The sequence below is a fragment of the Lelliottia sp. RWM.1 genome (genome assembly GCF_016859735.1).
GTDB lineage: Bacteria > Pseudomonadota > Gammaproteobacteria > Enterobacterales > Enterobacteriaceae > Enterobacter.
Genome location: NZ_WLVC01000023.1, coordinates 26,482 through 43,078, shown reverse-complemented (window position 1 = coordinate 43,078; position 16,597 = coordinate 26,482). Strand labels below are relative to the sequence as shown.

17 protein-coding genes are annotated in these 16,597 nt (G+C 52.0%); 8 read left to right on the top strand and 9 right to left on the bottom strand.

What is annotated here, in order from left to right:
- Positions 1–33 precede the first annotated feature (33 nt).
- Entirely contained in the window at positions 34–309 is a 276-nt protein-coding gene (locus GF617_RS16280) for a YcgL domain-containing protein (protein ID WP_181619771.1), read from the bottom strand.
- A 124-nt stretch (positions 310–433) separates the two neighbouring features.
- Here GF617_RS16280 and minC point away from each other — a divergent pair, with 124 nt between their 5' ends.
- The 3 genes from minC to minE are packed head-to-tail and all read left to right on the top strand — an operon-like array spanning position 434 to position 2,250.
- Positions 434–1,141, top strand: a complete 708-nt coding sequence (gene minC, locus GF617_RS16275; RefSeq protein ID WP_181619772.1) for a septum site-determining protein MinC — start codon at positions 434–436, stop codon at positions 1,139–1,141.
- Positions 1,142–1,164: 23 nt separating this feature from the next.
- Entirely contained in the window at positions 1,165–1,977 is an 813-nt protein-coding gene (gene minD, locus GF617_RS16270) for a septum site-determining protein MinD (protein WP_181619773.1), read from the top strand.
- A gap of 3 nt (positions 1,978–1,980) precedes the next feature.
- Entirely contained in the window at positions 1,981–2,250 is a 270-nt protein-coding gene (minE, locus tag GF617_RS16265; protein WP_181619774.1) for a cell division topological specificity factor MinE, read from the top strand.
- Positions 2,251–2,334: 84 nt separating this feature from the next.
- Here the strand turns inward: minE and rnd are convergent, their stop codons facing one another.
- From rnd to GF617_RS16240, 5 genes are all read right to left on the bottom strand, one after another.
- Entirely contained in the window at positions 2,335–3,462 is a 1,128-nt protein-coding gene (gene rnd, locus GF617_RS16260; RefSeq protein ID WP_203452108.1) for a ribonuclease D, read from the bottom strand.
- Between the two features lie 71 nt (positions 3,463–3,533).
- Positions 3,534–5,219, bottom strand: coding sequence for a long-chain-fatty-acid--CoA ligase FadD (fadD, locus tag GF617_RS16255; protein ID WP_181619775.1), 1,686 nt, complete (start codon positions 5,217–5,219; stop codon positions 3,534–3,536).
- A 202-nt stretch (positions 5,220–5,421) separates the two neighbouring features.
- Entirely contained in the window at positions 5,422–6,003 is a 582-nt protein-coding gene (locus GF617_RS16250; RefSeq protein WP_181619776.1) for a Slp family lipoprotein, read from the bottom strand.
- A gap of 37 nt (positions 6,004–6,040) precedes the next feature.
- On the bottom strand, positions 6,041–6,736 hold the full coding sequence (gene tsaB, locus GF617_RS16245) for a tRNA (adenosine(37)-N6)-threonylcarbamoyltransferase complex dimerization subunit type 1 TsaB (protein ID WP_181619777.1): 696 nt from the start codon (positions 6,734–6,736) through the stop codon (positions 6,041–6,043).
- A 66-nt stretch (positions 6,737–6,802) separates the two neighbouring features.
- Positions 6,803–8,713 carry an ATP-dependent DNA helicase gene (locus tag GF617_RS16240; protein WP_181619778.1) on the bottom strand — a complete coding sequence of 637 codons (1,911 nt, stop codon included), beginning with the start codon at positions 8,711–8,713 and terminating at the stop codon, positions 6,803–6,805.
- Between the two features lie 132 nt (positions 8,714–8,845).
- Between GF617_RS16240 and GF617_RS16235 the strand changes: the two genes are divergently transcribed.
- Positions 8,846–9,190, top strand: coding sequence for a RidA family protein (locus tag GF617_RS16235; RefSeq protein ID WP_181619779.1), 345 nt, complete (start codon positions 8,846–8,848; stop codon positions 9,188–9,190).
- Positions 9,191–9,196: 6 nt separating this feature from the next.
- On the opposite strand, the gene GF617_RS16230 is transcribed toward GF617_RS16235, so the two are convergent.
- The gene (locus GF617_RS16230; RefSeq protein ID WP_181619780.1) at positions 9,197–9,382 is read right to left on the bottom strand and encodes a YoaH family protein; all 186 of its coding nucleotides are present in this window, start codon (positions 9,380–9,382) and stop codon (positions 9,197–9,199) included.
- A gap of 61 nt (positions 9,383–9,443) precedes the next feature.
- On the opposite strand from GF617_RS16230, the gene pabB reads away from it, so the two are divergent.
- From pabB to GF617_RS16210, 4 genes are all read left to right on the top strand, one after another.
- Positions 9,444–10,802 carry an aminodeoxychorismate synthase component 1 gene (pabB, locus tag GF617_RS16225; protein ID WP_203452094.1) on the top strand — a complete coding sequence of 453 codons (1,359 nt, stop codon included), beginning with the start codon at positions 9,444–9,446 and terminating at the stop codon, positions 10,800–10,802.
- Between the two features lie 3 nt (positions 10,803–10,805).
- Entirely contained in the window at positions 10,806–11,384 is a 579-nt protein-coding gene (locus tag GF617_RS16220; protein ID WP_203452093.1) for a CoA pyrophosphatase, read from the top strand.
- Between the two features lie 184 nt (positions 11,385–11,568).
- Positions 11,569–12,933 (top strand): L-serine ammonia-lyase, encoded by a 1,365-nt coding sequence (gene sdaA / locus GF617_RS16215; RefSeq protein ID WP_181619783.1) that lies wholly within the window; start codon positions 11,569–11,571, stop codon positions 12,931–12,933.
- A gap of 133 nt (positions 12,934–13,066) precedes the next feature.
- A complete protein-coding gene (locus GF617_RS16210) occupies positions 13,067–14,659 on the top strand; it encodes a cyclic diguanylate phosphodiesterase (protein WP_203452092.1) in 1,593 nt (530 codons plus the stop codon).
- 6 nt (positions 14,660–14,665) lie between these two features.
- Here GF617_RS16210 and yoaE read toward each other — a convergent pair whose 3' ends face one another.
- Complete coding sequence (gene yoaE, locus GF617_RS16205; protein WP_203452091.1) at positions 14,666–16,225, bottom strand: CNNM family cation transport protein YoaE; 1,560 nt, start codon at positions 16,223–16,225, stop codon at positions 14,666–14,668.
- Positions 16,213–16,371 (bottom strand): hypothetical protein, encoded by a 159-nt coding sequence (locus tag GF617_RS27540; RefSeq protein WP_375290487.1) that lies wholly within the window; start codon positions 16,369–16,371, stop codon positions 16,213–16,215. Before GF617_RS27540 ends, yoaE begins: the two co-directional genes overlap by 13 nt.
- Between the last annotated feature and the right edge of the window lie 226 nt (positions 16,372–16,597).

Genomic DNA, 16,597 nt, shown 5'->3' with positions numbered 1-16,597 from the left:
CGGTTGATATGTTGTGCCCGAAAATGACCGGGACTATTTCTTTCCGTTCACCTCAAGATGCTGTTTTAATAAATTCTCGGGTGGCGGTGGAAGCTGCAAATAATAACCTTGCTCGGCTAATGCCGTTTTTACTTTTTCCAGATCGGCATTCACCAGTTTTTTACGCCCATCCAGCGGTAACAGCATCGCCAGCTGCGGTCGACCAAAACCTTTCATTAATTCTTCAGGCACACGAGAAAAATCGTCTTTCTTTTCGACATAAAGGTAGGTCTGGTCGCGGCTTGTACTTCTGTAGATCACACAAAACATGTTTTTACTCTGAATTAATGGGTGGTTGCTTGCCTCAATATACTCCTGACTATAACATGCCTGATACTCTTCGGAATATCGTAACGGCTACGTTGCGGTTAATAGCAAATTGAGTAAGGCCAGGATGTCAAACACGCCCATCGAGCTTAAAGGCAGTAGCTTCACCTTATCAGTGGTTCATTTGCATGATGCAAAACCCGAGGTTATTCGTCAGGCGTTAGAAGACAAAATCGCTCAGGCCCCCGCCTTCCTGAAACACGCCCCCGTCGTCGTCAATGTCAGCGGTCTGGATGCGCCGGTTAACTGGCTGCGTCTCCAGCAGGCTGTCGCATCAACGGGACTGCGTATCGTGGGAATTAGCGGCTGCAAAGATGCGGAGCTGAAAGCAGAGATTGATCGTGCCGGGCTGCCGATTCTGACCGAGGGTAAGGAAAAAACCTCACGTCCGGCTCCTGTCGCATCTCAGCCCCCTCCAGCACCTGTGCAAAACGTTACACCAATCACAAAAACACGATTGATTGATGTGCCGGTCCGTTCCGGTCAGCGTATTTATGCACCAAACTGTGATCTGATTGTTACAAACCACGTCAGTGCTGGCGCAGAACTGATTGCAGATGGCAACATTCACGTCTACGGTATGATGCGTGGGCGTGCACTTGCCGGTGCGGGTGGTGACCGGGATGCGCAAATTTTTTGTACTCACCTGACGGCGGAACTGGTTTCCATCGCAGGAGAATATTGGCTGAGCGATAAGATCCCAGCCGAATTTTATGGCAAAGCGGCTCGCCTGCGATTAGCAGACGATGCTTTGACTGTTCAACCGTTGAATTGATCCCTTTTTAACAAGGAATTTCTATGGCACGCATTATTGTTGTGACTTCGGGTAAAGGAGGCGTTGGCAAGACCACCTCCAGCGCGGCCATCGCTACTGGTTTGGCCCAGAAGGGAAAGAAAACGGTCGTTATCGATTTCGATATCGGCCTGCGTAACCTGGACCTGATCATGGGCTGTGAGCGCCGCGTAGTGTATGACTTCGTTAATGTCATTCAGGGCGATGCCACACTGAACCAGGCGCTGATTAAAGATAAGCGCACCGAAAATCTCTTTATTCTTCCTGCCTCACAGACGCGCGATAAAGATGCTCTGACCCGCGAAGGCGTGGAGAAGGTACTCGACGAACTGAAGAAGATGGAGTTCGACTTTGTAGTCTGCGACTCCCCTGCCGGTATCGAAACCGGGGCGCTGATGGCGCTCTACTTCGCCGATGAAGCCATTATTACCACCAACCCTGAAGTATCGTCCGTACGTGACTCTGACCGAATTCTGGGTATTCTCGCCTCTAAATCCCGTCGTGCGGAAAATGGCGAAGACCCAATTAAAGAGCACCTTCTGCTGACACGTTACAATCCTGGACGCGTCAACAAAGGTGACATGCTGAGCATGGAAGACGTACTGGAGATCCTGCGCATCAAACTGGTGGGCGTGATCCCGGAAGATCAATCCGTGTTACGTGCGTCCAACCAGGGCGAGCCTGTGATCCTTGATACCTTGGCCGATGCGGGTAAAGCGTATGCCGATACCGTAGATCGCCTGCTGGGAGAAGAACGTCCTTTCCGCTTCATTGAAGAAGAGAAGAAAGGTTTCCTCAAACGCCTGTTCGGAGGATAAGTTATGGCATTACTGGACTTTTTTCTCTCGCGGAAAAAGAACACCGCCAACATCGCAAAAGAAAGACTGCAGATCATTGTTGCAGAGCGCCGTCGTAGTGACGCCGAGCCACAATATTTGCCGCAACTGCGCAAAGATATTCTGGAAGTCATCTGTAAATACGTACAGATTGACCCGGAAATGGTTACGGTTCAGCTTGAGCAGAAAGACGGGGATATCTCGATTCTGGAACTCAACGTGACGTTACCTGAAGCGGAAGAGTCACGTCCGTAAACTGTAGTCGTAGTCTTGTCACTCCGGGAAGCAAAGCCTACCGGGGATATGCCGGGCGGAATAATACTGCCCGGCCTGTTTTTATTATCGCGGATAAGCTTCCAACAGCGTTTTAAGACGATCGGCCATCAATTCCCCGCGCCAACCCGCCATCAACTCCGGTAATCCATTTTGCAACTTCAGCTTCCAGTGCCAGTTTAATAACTGATTGATCTGACGACGTGATGCCAGCAATTCAGCATCCAGTTTGCTCTCCGTTGCCACGTCCTGCACCAGCGTTTTAATGTCTTTAAAGGCTTTACGATAGCCAGGCATATCCATCAGATTTTGTAGCGGCTCCGGCAGTTCATCATCCGGGGTTTGCTGGGCTTTCGCCACCAGCGCAAGCAGCGTTTTGCCGTGGAAACGAATTTCACTGCCTGAAAGACCAATACTATCGAGTTCTCCCATGCTGCCTGGCATATAACGTGCAACGGCCCAGAGATGCTCTTCTCTCACCACAAAGTTCACGGCAAGATCGCGCTCGCGAGCTTTACGAAGACGCCAGTCCGCCAAAAGTTGCAGACACGCAAGCTGACGCGTACGCAGTTGCCATGCATTGCTGATATCGCGCCAGGCCTCTTTCGGATCGACCACTTCCTGCCGACGCTGCTGTGTCATACGGCACTCATCCAGCGCTGCGGGAAGCCAGCCTGAGGCTTCCGCTTCTTTCATCAGTTGGCCGGCAATCGGCAACAGATAAAACACATCTGCAGCGGCATAATCCAGCTGACGTTCCGTCAGCGGACGCGCCAGCCAGTCGGTACGAGATTCACTCTTGTCCAGCGTCAGGCCGGTGTACTCTTCCACCATGGCCGCAAATCCCCATGAGAGTGGACGGTTACTGAACGCGGCAAGGATCTGCGTATCAATCAAGGGAGATGGCATGATGCCAAAAGTATTGAGAAACACTTCCAGATCTTCACTGCCCGCGTGCAGATATTTCGTGACGGTAGTGTCAAGCAGCAACGAGCGCATCGGCTCCCAGTCAGTAATGCTCAGTGGGTCGATCAGCGACACGTGTTTGCCGTCGTACATCTGGATCAGACCTAACTGCGGATAATAGGTCCGGGTGCGGACAAATTCGGTATCCAGGGCGATGGCAGGAAAGTCGCGCGTAACCTCGCACAGCGAAGCCAGCTCATCATTGGTCGTGATCATCTGGTAATTCAAAACGGTTTCTCTTTTGTTTGCGCCCATAAAAAACGCCGGCTTAACCGGCGTCATGGCGATTAGCGTGAAGCTCAGGCCTTATTGTCCACTTTGGCACGGGCTTCGTCACGTAATTCTCGTCGTAATATCTTTCCGACATTTGATTTTGGCAGTTCATCGCGGAATTCAACCAGCTTCGGTACTTTGTAACCCGTAAGCTGTCTGCGACAGAATGTCACCAGTTCTTCTTCCGTCAGCGAAGGATCTTTCTTAACGACGAAAATTTTCACCGCCTCACCGCTACTACCAGAAGGAACACCGACCGCGGCGACTTCCTGCACGCCATTGTGCTGCATCACCACATCTTCAATTTCATTAGGGTAGACGTTGAAGCCGGAGACGAGAATCATGTCTTTTTTACGATCAACAATACGTAAGAAGCCCTCATCATCCATCACGGCGATATCACCGGTATGTAACCAGCCGTCCTTAATGATCTCATCAGTGGCATCAGGACGTTGCCAGTAGCCAAGCATCACCTGAGGACCTTTGACACAGAGCTCACCCGGTTCACCTGGCGCGACTTCATTATCGTCATCATCCACCAGCTTTGCTTCCGTTGAGGGCACTGGCAGACCAATACTGCCACTGTGGTAATCGATATCATGCGGATTCACACTCACCAGCGGAGCACACTCCGTCAGACCATAGCCTTCCAGCAGGTATTGTCCGGTCAGTTTCACCCAACGTTCCGCAACAGCCTGCTGAACAGGCATACCGCCCCCCGCAGAGAGATGCAGCGTGGAAAAATCAAGCTGCTGGAACTCTTTGTTGTTAAGCAGCGCGTTGAACAAGGTATTGACCCCGGTCATCGCGGTAAATGGATACTTCGCCAGCTCTTTGACGAGGCCCGGAATATCACGCGGGTTGGTGATTAACAGGTTTTGGCCGCCCAGTTCGATGAACAACAGACAGTTCATGGTTAACGCAAAGATGTGGTAGAGCGGAAGCGCTGTAACAACCAGTTCTTTGCCTCTGTGCAGTAACGGCCCATAGGTTGCGTTAACTTGTTCAAGATTCGCCAGCATGTTGCGATGGGTAAGCATCGCGCCTTTCGCGACCCCTGTCGTTCCGCCCGTGTATTGCAAAAATGCCAGATCGCCCGGCACAACCTCGGGTTTAACATACTGCAAACGGTAACCGTTATGCAGCGCACGACGGAACGAAATAGCATCAGGCAGGTGATATTTGGGAACCAAACGTTTGACGTATTTGACGACAAAGTTCACCAGCGTGCCTTTGGCTGTGGACAATTGATCGCCCATTCGCGTCAGAATAACGTGCTTAACCTGGGTCTTATCGACGATTTTTTCGAGCGTATGCGCAAAGTTGGAGACAATGACGATTGCCGCTGCGCCACTGTCGTTTAGCTGATGTTCCAGTTCACGCGGGGTGTACAGGGGGTTAACGTTAACCACGATCATTCCGGCACGCAAAATACCAAACAGAGCCACCGGGTATTGCAGCAGGTTTGGCATCATCAACGCGACACGGTCGCCCTTCTGTAGCCCTAACCCCTGCTGGAGATATGCGGCAAACGCACGGCTACGTTCCTCTAGTTTACGGAACGTCATCACCTCGCCCATATTCACGAATGCAGGTTGATCCGCATAACGTGCTACTGAATTTTCAAATAATTCAACCAGGGATTGATAACGGTCAGGATCGATCTCCGCAGGAACATCTGCGGGATAACGGTTAAGCCAAACCTTTTTCAATGCATCACCTCTGAAATGAGTGTTCGTCGTCATCACAACCCCGATAACAAACAGTTTGTTAACATTATATTAACTCAGCGTACCAGTTTATTAATTGTTCAGATTTAAGGTTGCGAAGCGCGTCACTCTTTTTTTTCGTTTTATCCGTAAAAAACAGAGACAGCGGCTGAGCCGCTGTCTCTTTCCTATGAATAACAGTAAGTTACTCTGTTACGATCGTTTGAACTTGCGCGGGACCGGGGTTATACCAGCCCCATCCACCGTAACCATAGCGATAAGGGTGTGGACCCCACATCCATGGATCCATCGGCTGTGGAGGCATGACAACTTGCTGGGCAATCCGCCAGCGTTTGTAACCGTTCACTTGCATGGTCATAAATTTATACGGCGTGCTGCCGATTTTACCTTGAACCGTTCCGGTAATCGGCCCTACAACCGTAACCAGTTGTCCCCGGAAATCAACCGGGTCAAGGAAACCGCTGACGTCGGCATAGATACGCCCACGCGAGGCTTCGCCCAGTACAGGTCGAGCACCGCTATCCAGTGGGACGGTGGCGATCTCCAGACGGGTTTTCCCCTGCTGGTTTACGACCTCAACCACCTTGCCACCAAAGCGCGCTTCCTGACCCACATACAGTTCCGGTGCGTTCATCACACGTACCAGGTCCTGCTGCGGCGTCGGGCTTGATCCTTTTATCGCGTCAGGAACGGTAACACATCCGCTCAATGCTATGGCAACAACGCCTGCCATAAAAAGGCGTACAACTTTAGTCTGAACCGCCATGATGCGACTCCTTTTTCTCAGTTCCTGTTACTGAGATTCACTCCCGGCCAGGAAGTTTCTTCCACGCCACGTTGTTTCGCAAATAAACCGGCTCAGCGTGTTCAACTGCAACGGTTTTTCCGGCCGTAAACAACTGACAGGCAACAGGTAGCATATCTTCAGCAGCGGGCAGCAGCATGTTGCCATCGACCAGCGTCAACCCAGTGTCGTTTGCCATCTCAGGCCATGCCGGCCAGCCGGTTCCCACCGTCGCCCAGACACCTGAAAGCTGTTTCAGTCTTTCCGTTACTGCTTCAGGTTTAAGTACGGCTTCGGTCTCTTCACCCTGCCACACGCCTTGCTCATTACGGGTGTATTCGGCCCAGTAAACTTCGCCCATGCGTGCATCAATTGCCGCCAGCACATGTGTTGCCCCTGTTTTTCGCCATGCCCCTTGCGCCATCGTCATCAGAGTGGAGACCCCAATCATTGGCAGATCTGCGCCCAGAGCTAAGCCCTGCGCAATACCGATGCCAATGCGGACCCCGGTAAAACTTCCGGGGCCACGGCCATAGGCCAGTGCATCAAGGTGGGTTAAGGCCGTATTGCCCTGGGCGAGGATCTCTTTTACCAGAGGCAAAATACGTTGTGTATGTTCCCGTGGACATTCTTCGAAATGAGCACAGATAGCACCGTCGTTCCACAGGGCAACAGAACAGGCCTCTGTGGCGGTATCAATAGCCAGAATTCGCATGCGTCGTCGCGCTCTCGCAGTGGTCAGTCACAAAATGGCGCGCATTTTAGCACACCTCAGGGCAAATTACTCCGCCGTTGGGTTCGCCAGAAAACGGACAGCGCGATTAATATCCCGCGTTCGTGGGGCTGGCGGCAGACTTGCCAGAAAGGTCGCACCATAAGGACGCATCACCAGACGGTTGTCGCAGATAACCAACACGCCACGATCGTCCACATCACGAATCAGGCGTCCCACGCCCTGTTTGAGGGTGATCACTGCATCAGGCAACTGCACATCGTCGAAGGGATCGCCCCCACGCAAGCGACAATCTTCCATGCGCGCCTTCAACAACGGATCGTCCGGCGAGGTGAACGGGAGTTTATCGATGATGACCAACGATAGCGTATCGCCCCGAACGTCAACCCCCTCCCAAAAACTGCTTGTCGCTACCAGCAGCGCATTACCAGCCTGAACAAATTGCTGCAACAGCTGACCTTTGCTGGTTTCCCCCTGAAGCAGCACCGGCAATGTCATCGTTGCCCGGAACTGTTCTGCCAGGTCACGCATCATGGCGTGCGAGGTGCAAAGCATAAAGCAGCGTCCATTGTTGGCCTCGATCATCGGCTTAAGCATGGCGGCCAAATGACGTGCAGCGCCCGGCTGGTTAGGAAGCGGCAGATTGCGGGGAACACAGAGTAACGCCTGTTTTTCGTAATCGAACGGACTGGGCAATAACAGAGATTCTGCCTGTTCAATGCCCAGACGCTCAGTAAAGTGATGCAGATCGTCATTGACCGATAAGGTGGCGGAGGTAAATATCCAGCTGCCTGGTTTTTGCGCCATCACCTCTTTGAATTTATCTGCGACCGTCAGCGGGGTGAGTGCCAGCGTGAAATGACGCGAAGTACATTCGTACCAGTAGCTGAAACCCGGTTGGTTGACCTCTTTCAGGCGCTTCAACCGCGTGCGGTAGAGCGTAGCGCGTTCAAAAGCGGCATCCAGAAGTGCAGAGCGCCCAAGCGACAGTTTTGCCACGTCGTAACACAGTTCAAGGGCATCATCCAGTAACAGCAACGCACGCTGAATATTGCTGTCAGCCAGTAATTCACGCAGATTACCGCGATACCCTGGCTCGCCGAGTTGCAGGCGGAAATCCTGCGCACTTTGCGCCAGGCGATCGGCACATTTTTGCAACTGTTGGGTATCTTTCAGCTCTGTACGATAGGCAATGGTGAAATCTTTCGCCAGATCCTGAAGCTGACGACTGGAGAGAGACTGGCCGAAATACTGGCTGGCGATATCCGGTAGCTGATGGGCTTCATCGAAAATCATGACCTCCGCTTCAGGAATAAGCTCACCGAAACCGCTGTCTTTGACCACCATATCGGCCAGGAACAGATGATGGTTAACGACCACCACATCTGCATCCATCGCGGTTTTACGCGCTTTCACGACAAAACAGTCTTTATACAGAGGGCAGTCGCTGCCAAGGCAGTTATCGTTGGTGCTCGTGACCAGTGGCCAGGCCTGAGAATCTTCGGCAACGCTTGCGCAGGTGCTGATATCTCCGTCGAGGGTCTGATTCGCCCACGCCCGCAGAATGATGACATCACTCAGCGTTTGTACAGGCAAGTCACCGCCAGCCAGGGCCTGCGCCTCAAGACGCTCCAGACACAAATAATTTGAGCGTCCTTTCAAAAGCGCCAGACGTCCTTTGTATTTCAGTGCTTTTGCTACCGTAGGTAAATCGCGGCTATAGAGCTGATCCTGCAGAGCTTTTGACCCCGTGGAGATGATCACTTTCTTTTTCGCGCGCAGCGCCGGAGCCAGGTAAGCATAGGTTTTCCCCGTACCGGTTCCCGCCTCTACCACTAACGGTTGTGTATTTTCGATGGCGCGTGCAACGGCGTGCGCCATATGGCGCTGAGGCTCACGCGGCTTAAAGCCGGAAATAGCCTGTGCTAACTGACCATCTGATGAAAAATCGTCTGCCACGGTGCTCTCTCACTGTATTTTTGCACAGGGATTATGTCAGTCTGCCCTCGCCTGTGCCACCCCAAATAGTGACGAGGAAGAAACAATATGGCAGTCTTGCCGCCTGAAACGAAAAATAACGAGGAAACGTTTATGACAATTGTGCGCATTGATGCCGAAGCCCGCTGGTCTGATGTCGTCATCCATAACCAGACGCTCTACTACACCGGCGTGCCAGAAAATCTGGATGCAGAGGCCTTTGAACAGACAGCCAATACGCTGGCACAAATTGATGCCGTGCTGGAGAAGCAAGGCAGTGACAAATCACGCATTCTCGATGCCACCATTTTCCTCGCCAATAAAGAGGATTTTGCAGCAATGAACAGGGCCTGGGATGCCTGGGTTGTGGCGGGTCACGCGCCTGTACGATGTACCGTACAGGCCGCGCTGATGAAGGCAGAATACAAAGTGGAAATTAAGATCATCGCAGCTGTGTAAGCGCGATTACTCTTCTTCTTCATCATCCTCGAAACGCGCCACAATCCGCTCTCCGGTATGCGTGGCGCGAAGTTCTTCAGCTACCTGTGAAATCGCCTGTCCGCTGCTCATTCCCTGGGACATCAGCTCCTGAATTCGCTCGACGGCTTTCTGCTGTTGTTCGTGGCTAAGAGAAGGTAAACCTGCAAACATTGTCAACTCCTGCTAAATTATTTGCGCTAATTATTCCACGCTGCCCGGTTGTTTGCCACACATGAAGACGTTATCCCCTGCAGTCATGACTTTGCCGTGGCGTTCTGACGCCGCTGAATTCTGGTTTACGCACCTGAGCCATCTCCCTTGGGCGATGTTGTTACATTCAGGCCATGCTGACCACCCGTACAGTCGCTTTGATATCCTGGTCGCCGACCCAGTGGGTACGCTGGTCACGCAGGGTAAGACGACCACGGTATCATTCGGTGAATCCCGGACCGCCACTGAGGACCCACTCACATTGCTGCAACAGGCGCTGGATTCACTGGCTTTACCAGTCTTGCCCGACGCGAACCTGCCCTTTCAGGGCGGTGCTCTGGGACTATTTGGCTACGATTTAGGCCGGCGTTTTGAAACGCTACCAGCACTCGCAACGGATGATATTTCCCTGCCAGATTTGGCCGTCGGGCTGTACACCTGGGCGCTGATTGTCGATCACCAGAAACAGGTGGTCTCACTGCTCAGCCACGATGATGTCAATGCCAGACTGGCCTGGCTTGAGGCACAACAATCCCCTGAGTCTGAAACATTTCGCCTGACATCCACCTGGCACTCAAACATGACCAGGCAAGAGTACGCCGAAAAATTCGCCAGGGTTCAGGCGTATCTGCAAAGCGGTGACTGTTATCAGGTCAACCTCGCTCAACGTTTTCAGGCGACTTATGAGGGCGATGAGTGGCAAGCTTTTATGCACCTCAATGCCAATAATCGCGCGCCGTTCAGTGCATTTTTGCGCCTTGAACAGGGAGCCATTCTGAGCCTGTCACCAGAGCGGTTTATCCACCTTGCCAACGGTGCAATTCAGACGCGCCCCATTAAAGGGACGCTCCCCCGGCTGGCCGATCCTGAAGCTGACCATCAGCAGGCAGAGAGACTGGCTGCCTCGTCAAAGGATCGCGCAGAGAATCTGATGATTGTCGATCTCATGCGTAACGATATTGGACGCGTCGCTGAACCAGGCAGTGTCCGTGTTCCTGAACTGTTCGTTGTTGAACCCTTCCCTGCCGTTCATCATCTTGTAAGTACCATTACCGCACACCTGCCGGACTCACGCACAGCCTGCGATCTGTTGCGGGCCGCATTCCCTGGGGGATCAATCACCGGTGCGCCAAAAGTGCGCGCCATGGCGATTATCGACGAACTCGAACCTCACCGCCGTAATGCCTGGTGCGGCAGTATTGGCTATCTGAGTCTGTGTGGGACGATGGACACCAGCATTACGATCCGCACCCTGACAGCCTGCAAGGGACAACTTTATTGCTCAGCAGGCGGCGGAATTGTGGCGGATAGTGAAGTGGACGCGGAATATCAGGAAACCTTTGATAAGGTGAACCGCATATTGCATCAACTGGAGAATTAACGGGTGGAGAAAGACAATCTGACGCTGGATGATTTTCTGTCGCGCTTTCAGCTTTTGCGTCCGCAGGTCAGCCGCGAAACCCTGAATCACCGTCAGGCTGCAGTACTTATCCCGGTAGTACGGCGTGAACAGCCAGGCTTGCTGCTCACCCAACGTTCACCTCATCTGCGCAAACACGCCGGCCAGGTCGCCTTCCCCGGTGGGGCCGTTGACAGTACCGACGCCTCATTAATTGCTGCCGCGTTGCGTGAAGCGCAGGAAGAGGTGGCAATCCCTCCTGAAGCCGTCGACATTATTGGTGTCCTGCCACCGGTCGACAGCGTGACGGGTTTTCAGGTCACTCCCGTTGTCGGCATTATTCCACCCGACCTTCAGTATCACGCCAGCGTGGATGAGGTGTCTGCGGTGTTTGAGATGCCGCTCGAGGAAGCACTTCGTTTGGGTCGTTATCACCCGCTGGATATCCAGCGCCGGGGTCATGCACATCGGGTATGGTTATCCTGGTATCAACATTATTTTGTCTGGGGCATGACCGCGGGCATCATTCGTGAGCTGGCACTGCAAATCGGCCTCAAGCCTTGACTATACTTTACATTCAGCCTCGTTTTAGCCGGTTTGCGAACGTCGTCGCACTATTAGCAAAATCGGTGTTAGCTATTAGTTTAATTCATGTGAATAGTTAAGCCGAGGCTGGTGTTCCCTCATACACTATGCGCAGTTATAACATCGTTACTGGAAACCCGGTAACCCTGTCAGGAGTGTGAAAGTGATTAGTATATTCGACATGTTCAAAGTGGGAATTGGCCCTTCTTCTTCCCATACTGTAGGGCCCATGAAGGCCGGTAAACAGTTCGTCGATGACCTGGTCGAAAAAGGATTACTGGAAAGCGTTACCCGTGTTGCCGTGGATGTTTACGGCTCTCTCTCATTAACGGGTAAAGGCCACCACACCGATATCGCCATTATTATGGGTCTGGCAGGCAATATGCCGGATACTGTTGATATTGATGCCATTCCGGCATTTATTCGTGACGTTGAAACGCGCGGTCGTCTGCTGCTGGCAAACGGTCAGCACGAGGTAGATTTCCCGCTGGATGACGGTATGCGCTTTCGTAGCGACAACCTGCCGCTGCATGAAAACGGCATGACAATCCACGCTTACAACGGCGAAAAAGAGATCTACAGCAACACCTGGTACTCTATCGGTGGCGGTTTCATCGTCGATGAAGCGCATTTTGGCAAGGATACAGCGGGTGATGTCACTGTCCCGTACCCGTTCAAATCAGCAAAAGAGATGCTGGATTACTGTAAAGAGACCGGTCTGTCGCTCTCTGGCATGGTGATGCAAAACGAACTGGCCCTGCACAGCAAGAAAGAAATTGAAGACTATTTTGCTAACGTCTGGCAGACCATGCGTGCCTGTATCGATCGTGGGATGAATACCGAAGGTGTGTTGCCTGGGCCATTGCGCGTCCCACGTCGTGCTTCTGCGCTTCGCCGTATGCTGGTGACAACGGATAAGTTCTCTAATGATCCAATGAACGTAGTGGACTGGGTGAACATGTTTGCGCTTGCCGTGAACGAAGAAAATGCCGCAGGTGGACGCGTAGTGACAGCACCAACCAATGGTGCATGCGGTATTGTTCCAGCTGTACTTGCCTACTACGATCACTTTATCGAACCTGTCACGCCGGACATCTACATCCGCTATTTCCTGGCATCAGGAGCGATTGGTGCGCTGTACAAAATGAACGCATCTATTTCCGGTGCTGAAGTCGGTTGCCAGGGTGAAGTGGGCGTTGCCTGTTCAATGGCTGCCGCAGGGCTTGCCGAGTTGCTGGGTGCAAGCCCTGAGCAGGTCTGCATTGCTGCAGAGATCGGGATGGAACATAACCTTGGGCTGACCTGTGACCCGGTTGCGGGCCAGGTGCAAGTTCCGTGTATCGAGCGTAATGCGATTGCGTCAGTGAAAGCGATCAACGCTTCACGCATGGCAATGCGCCGGACCAGTGAACCGCGTGTTTCGCTGGATAAGGTCATCGAAACGATGTACGAAACCGGTAAAGATATGAACGCGAAATACCGCGAAACCTCGCGCGGTGGTCTGGCCATTAAGGTTCAGTGCGACTAATACATTGCCTTTCGCCCATCTGCAACGGATGGGCGAATTTTCCCCTTATTTCTCGTCTCCTTACTATTTCCCCACTACACTTTCTCTGTTGTCTCTGGCTTTTGGGGCCGGTAGCGTATCGGGCGACCGTTTCATGCAAACTGCGCAAACGATCATTAAACAATATCGACGAAAGCGCGTTATCGTCTGTGTGATGGTTGCGCTTCTTACGCTCATCCTGACGTTGGGCATTCGCTTTATTTCACAGCGTAATGTTAATCAGGAGCGGATTCTCGACTTTACCCGTCATACCGTCACCTCACTTGATAATATTCTGATTTCATTAGAGAGCCGCCGAGAAGTACTGCAATCCCTTGTAGGGGAGCCCTGCTTACAAGCCCATCTGGTATTACGCAAGCAGGCGGCTATTCTGCAAACCGTCCGTTCGATAGCATTGATTAAAGACGGCATCTTGTATTGTTCGAGTATTTTCGGAAACCGAAATATTCCTGTCCGTCAGTGTCAGCCGACATTACCTGCCAGTGAACCGAAACTCATTTTATCCACCGATCAATGGCTACTGAAAGGCAGCCCTATTCTCATCCAGTGGTATCCCGTATCCACTGGCGGTGAAGATGGCGTGATAGAAATCGTTAATATCGATCTTATTACTGAAATGATGCTGGAGCCTCTTCGTCCGCTGATTACCGACGTTATTCTCACTGTCGGTGAGAACTCACTGCGCCATGATCTGCGGGTCACCGCGACACAGCCTTTTGACGATGCTCTATTGCACACAACGTCCACGCGATTTCCCTTCAGCATCACGGTGAGTGGTCCGGGGGCGGAGGCGTTGGCGCTGCGAAACCTTCCTACTCAATTGCCCCTGGCGCTGATGCTAAGTTTGTTACTGGGATATATTGCGTGGCTGGCGACAGCGAGCCGAATGAGCTTTACATGGGAAATTAACATGGGGCTGGCCGCACGTGAATTTGAGCTTTTTTGTCAGCCACTGGTGAACGCCCGGACGCAGAACTGCGTTGGGGTTGAAATTTTACTGCGCTGGAATAATCCACGTCAGGGCTGGATCTCACCCGAGGTTTTTATCCCGCTAGCGGAAGAACATAACCTGATTATCCCGCTGACACGTTACGTGATTGCCGAAACAGTGCGCCAGATAGGTTATTTCCCTACAACCTCCGGTTTTCAAATCGGTATTAATGTTGCCGCCAGCCATTTTCGCCGCGCGACGTTGCTACAGGATCTCAATCGCGCCTGGTTCAGTGCTCACCCGGTGCAACAACTGGTGATCGAACTCACGGAACGTGATGCTCTGATGGATGTGGATTATCGCATTGTACGTGAGCTTCACCGAAAAAATGTGAAGTTAGCAATTGATGATTTTGGAACAGGAAATAGCTCACTTTCCTGGCTCGAAAAACTCCACCCGGATGTGCTGAAAATCGACCAATCCTTTACCACTGCGATAGGGACGGACGCCGTGAACTCAACGGTCACGGATATCATCATTGCACTGGGGCAGCGGCTGAATATTGAATTAGTGGCAGAAGGGGTTGAAACCGAAGAGCAGGCTCGTTATTTACGCCGCCACGGTGTTCACATCTTACAGGGTTTTTTCTATGCGCGGCCCATGCCGCTGAGAGAATTTCCAAAATGGCTGGCGGAGAGTTCACCTCCGCCAGCGCATCACAACGGGCACATTATGCCTTTCATGCCTCTACCCTAGATAAGGCTATTCTTCCTCATCGTGGGCAGATTGTTCTTTAACAATACGTACCATATCAACGCGATAATCATTCGCCTGGACGATGGTGATATGCAGGGATGGCAGTTCAATCACATCACCTGGTCGCGGGATCTGACCGTTCACAGCAATCACCAGGCCAGCAACCGTCGCAATATCATCTTCATCGTTAACCACATTTTCCAGGCCTAATGTATGGGAAAGTGCGTGCAAGTCCGTTGTACCTTTGACCAACCAACCATCACCGTCTCTAACAATTTCAGGTGTTTCATCGGCATCAGGAAACTCACCAGCGATAGCTTCGAGTACATCCAGAGGAGTAACCAGCCCCTGCACGACACCAAATTCGTTGGTGACAATCACAAAGCTACCACGCGCACGACGCAATACGCCGAGCAAGTTGATGGGATCAAGTGTTTCAGGCACGACAATAGCAGGTGAGGCCGCTGCAATAGCCTCAACGTTAACGCCCTCTTCCAACGCAACCAACATTTCTTTGGCACGCACCACACCGATAATTTCATCCAGCTCGCCACGGCATACCGGGAACAGGCTATGCGGCGAGGACAGGAGCTGCTGACGGATTTCAGCCACACTCAGTTTAGCGTCTACCCAACTGATCTCACCCCGTGGCGTCATAATCCCGCGCAGTGAACGAGAAGCCAGGGAAAGTACCCCGTTGATCATATAGCGTTCTTCTTCAACGAACGCCCCTTCCGGCACAGGAACAGGCGTGCGACTCTCTGTATCAGACTGCACATTCACCTGACGACGACCACCCATCAAACGCAGAATAGCGTCAGCCGTACGGGCACGAAGCGGCTGGCTGGACTGTTGCTTGATAAAGTTACGACGAGCAATCTGGTTAAACAGTTCAATCAGGATCGAGAAACCAATCGCAGCATACAGATAACCTTTCGGAATATGGAAGCCGAAACCTTCAGCAACCAGGCTCAGGCCAATCATCAGCAGGAAGCTAAGACACAGCACCACAACCGTAGGATGTTGGTTCACAAAACGCGTCAGTGGTTTAGACGCCAGCAGCATCACCGCCATCGCAATCACTACGGCCGCCATCATTACCGGAAGGTGGTTCACCATACCTACCGCGGTGATCACGGCATCCAGAGAAAAGACCGCATCAAGCACCACAATCTGTAGTACGACCACCCAGAAGCTGGCATAGCCTTTGCCGTGACCATCATCGTGCTGACGGTTTTCCAGCCGTTCATGCAGCTCTGTCGTCGCCTTGAAGAGCAAGAATAGCCCCCCTAATAGCATGATCAAATCACGCCCTGAGAAGGTGAAATCCATGACGGAAAAGAGTGGCTTCGTCAGTGTAACCATCCACGAGATAACGGACAGCAGTGCCAGACGCATAATCAGCGCCAGCGACAGGCCAATCAAACGCGCTTTGTCGCGCTGTTTTGGAGGCAATTTGTCCGCAAGGATGGCAATAAACACCAGGTTATCTATGCCGAGAACGATCTCAAGCACAACAAGCGTAAGCAAACCTACCCAGATTGACGGGTCCATTAAGAATTCCATGACAGACTCCTGCTAAAGGAATGACAGAACGGTGCCCTGAAAGTGACGGGCAAATCAAAGGTAGAAAGAACAGGTGCGTGGCGAGAATCGCCAATGAACAAGGCGCGAAATGGCCTGGTAGATGACTGACGTCGGTGACGGTCCATACGGTGGGCTACTGCCCTCTACTCCTGAATCATTAAACGGAGGCTAAACATATCAGAGACAATGACTTTTTGGCAAAGATTTACTTTCCTTTGCAAACATCTGTAACACAACCGCTTTTCATTACAGGACTTTCTGCAATGCGAAGCTAAATTACGGATCTTCATCACATAAATTATTTTTTCACTATCTAAAATAATTCGCGGAAGTCTTCGTTAATTTAACTCT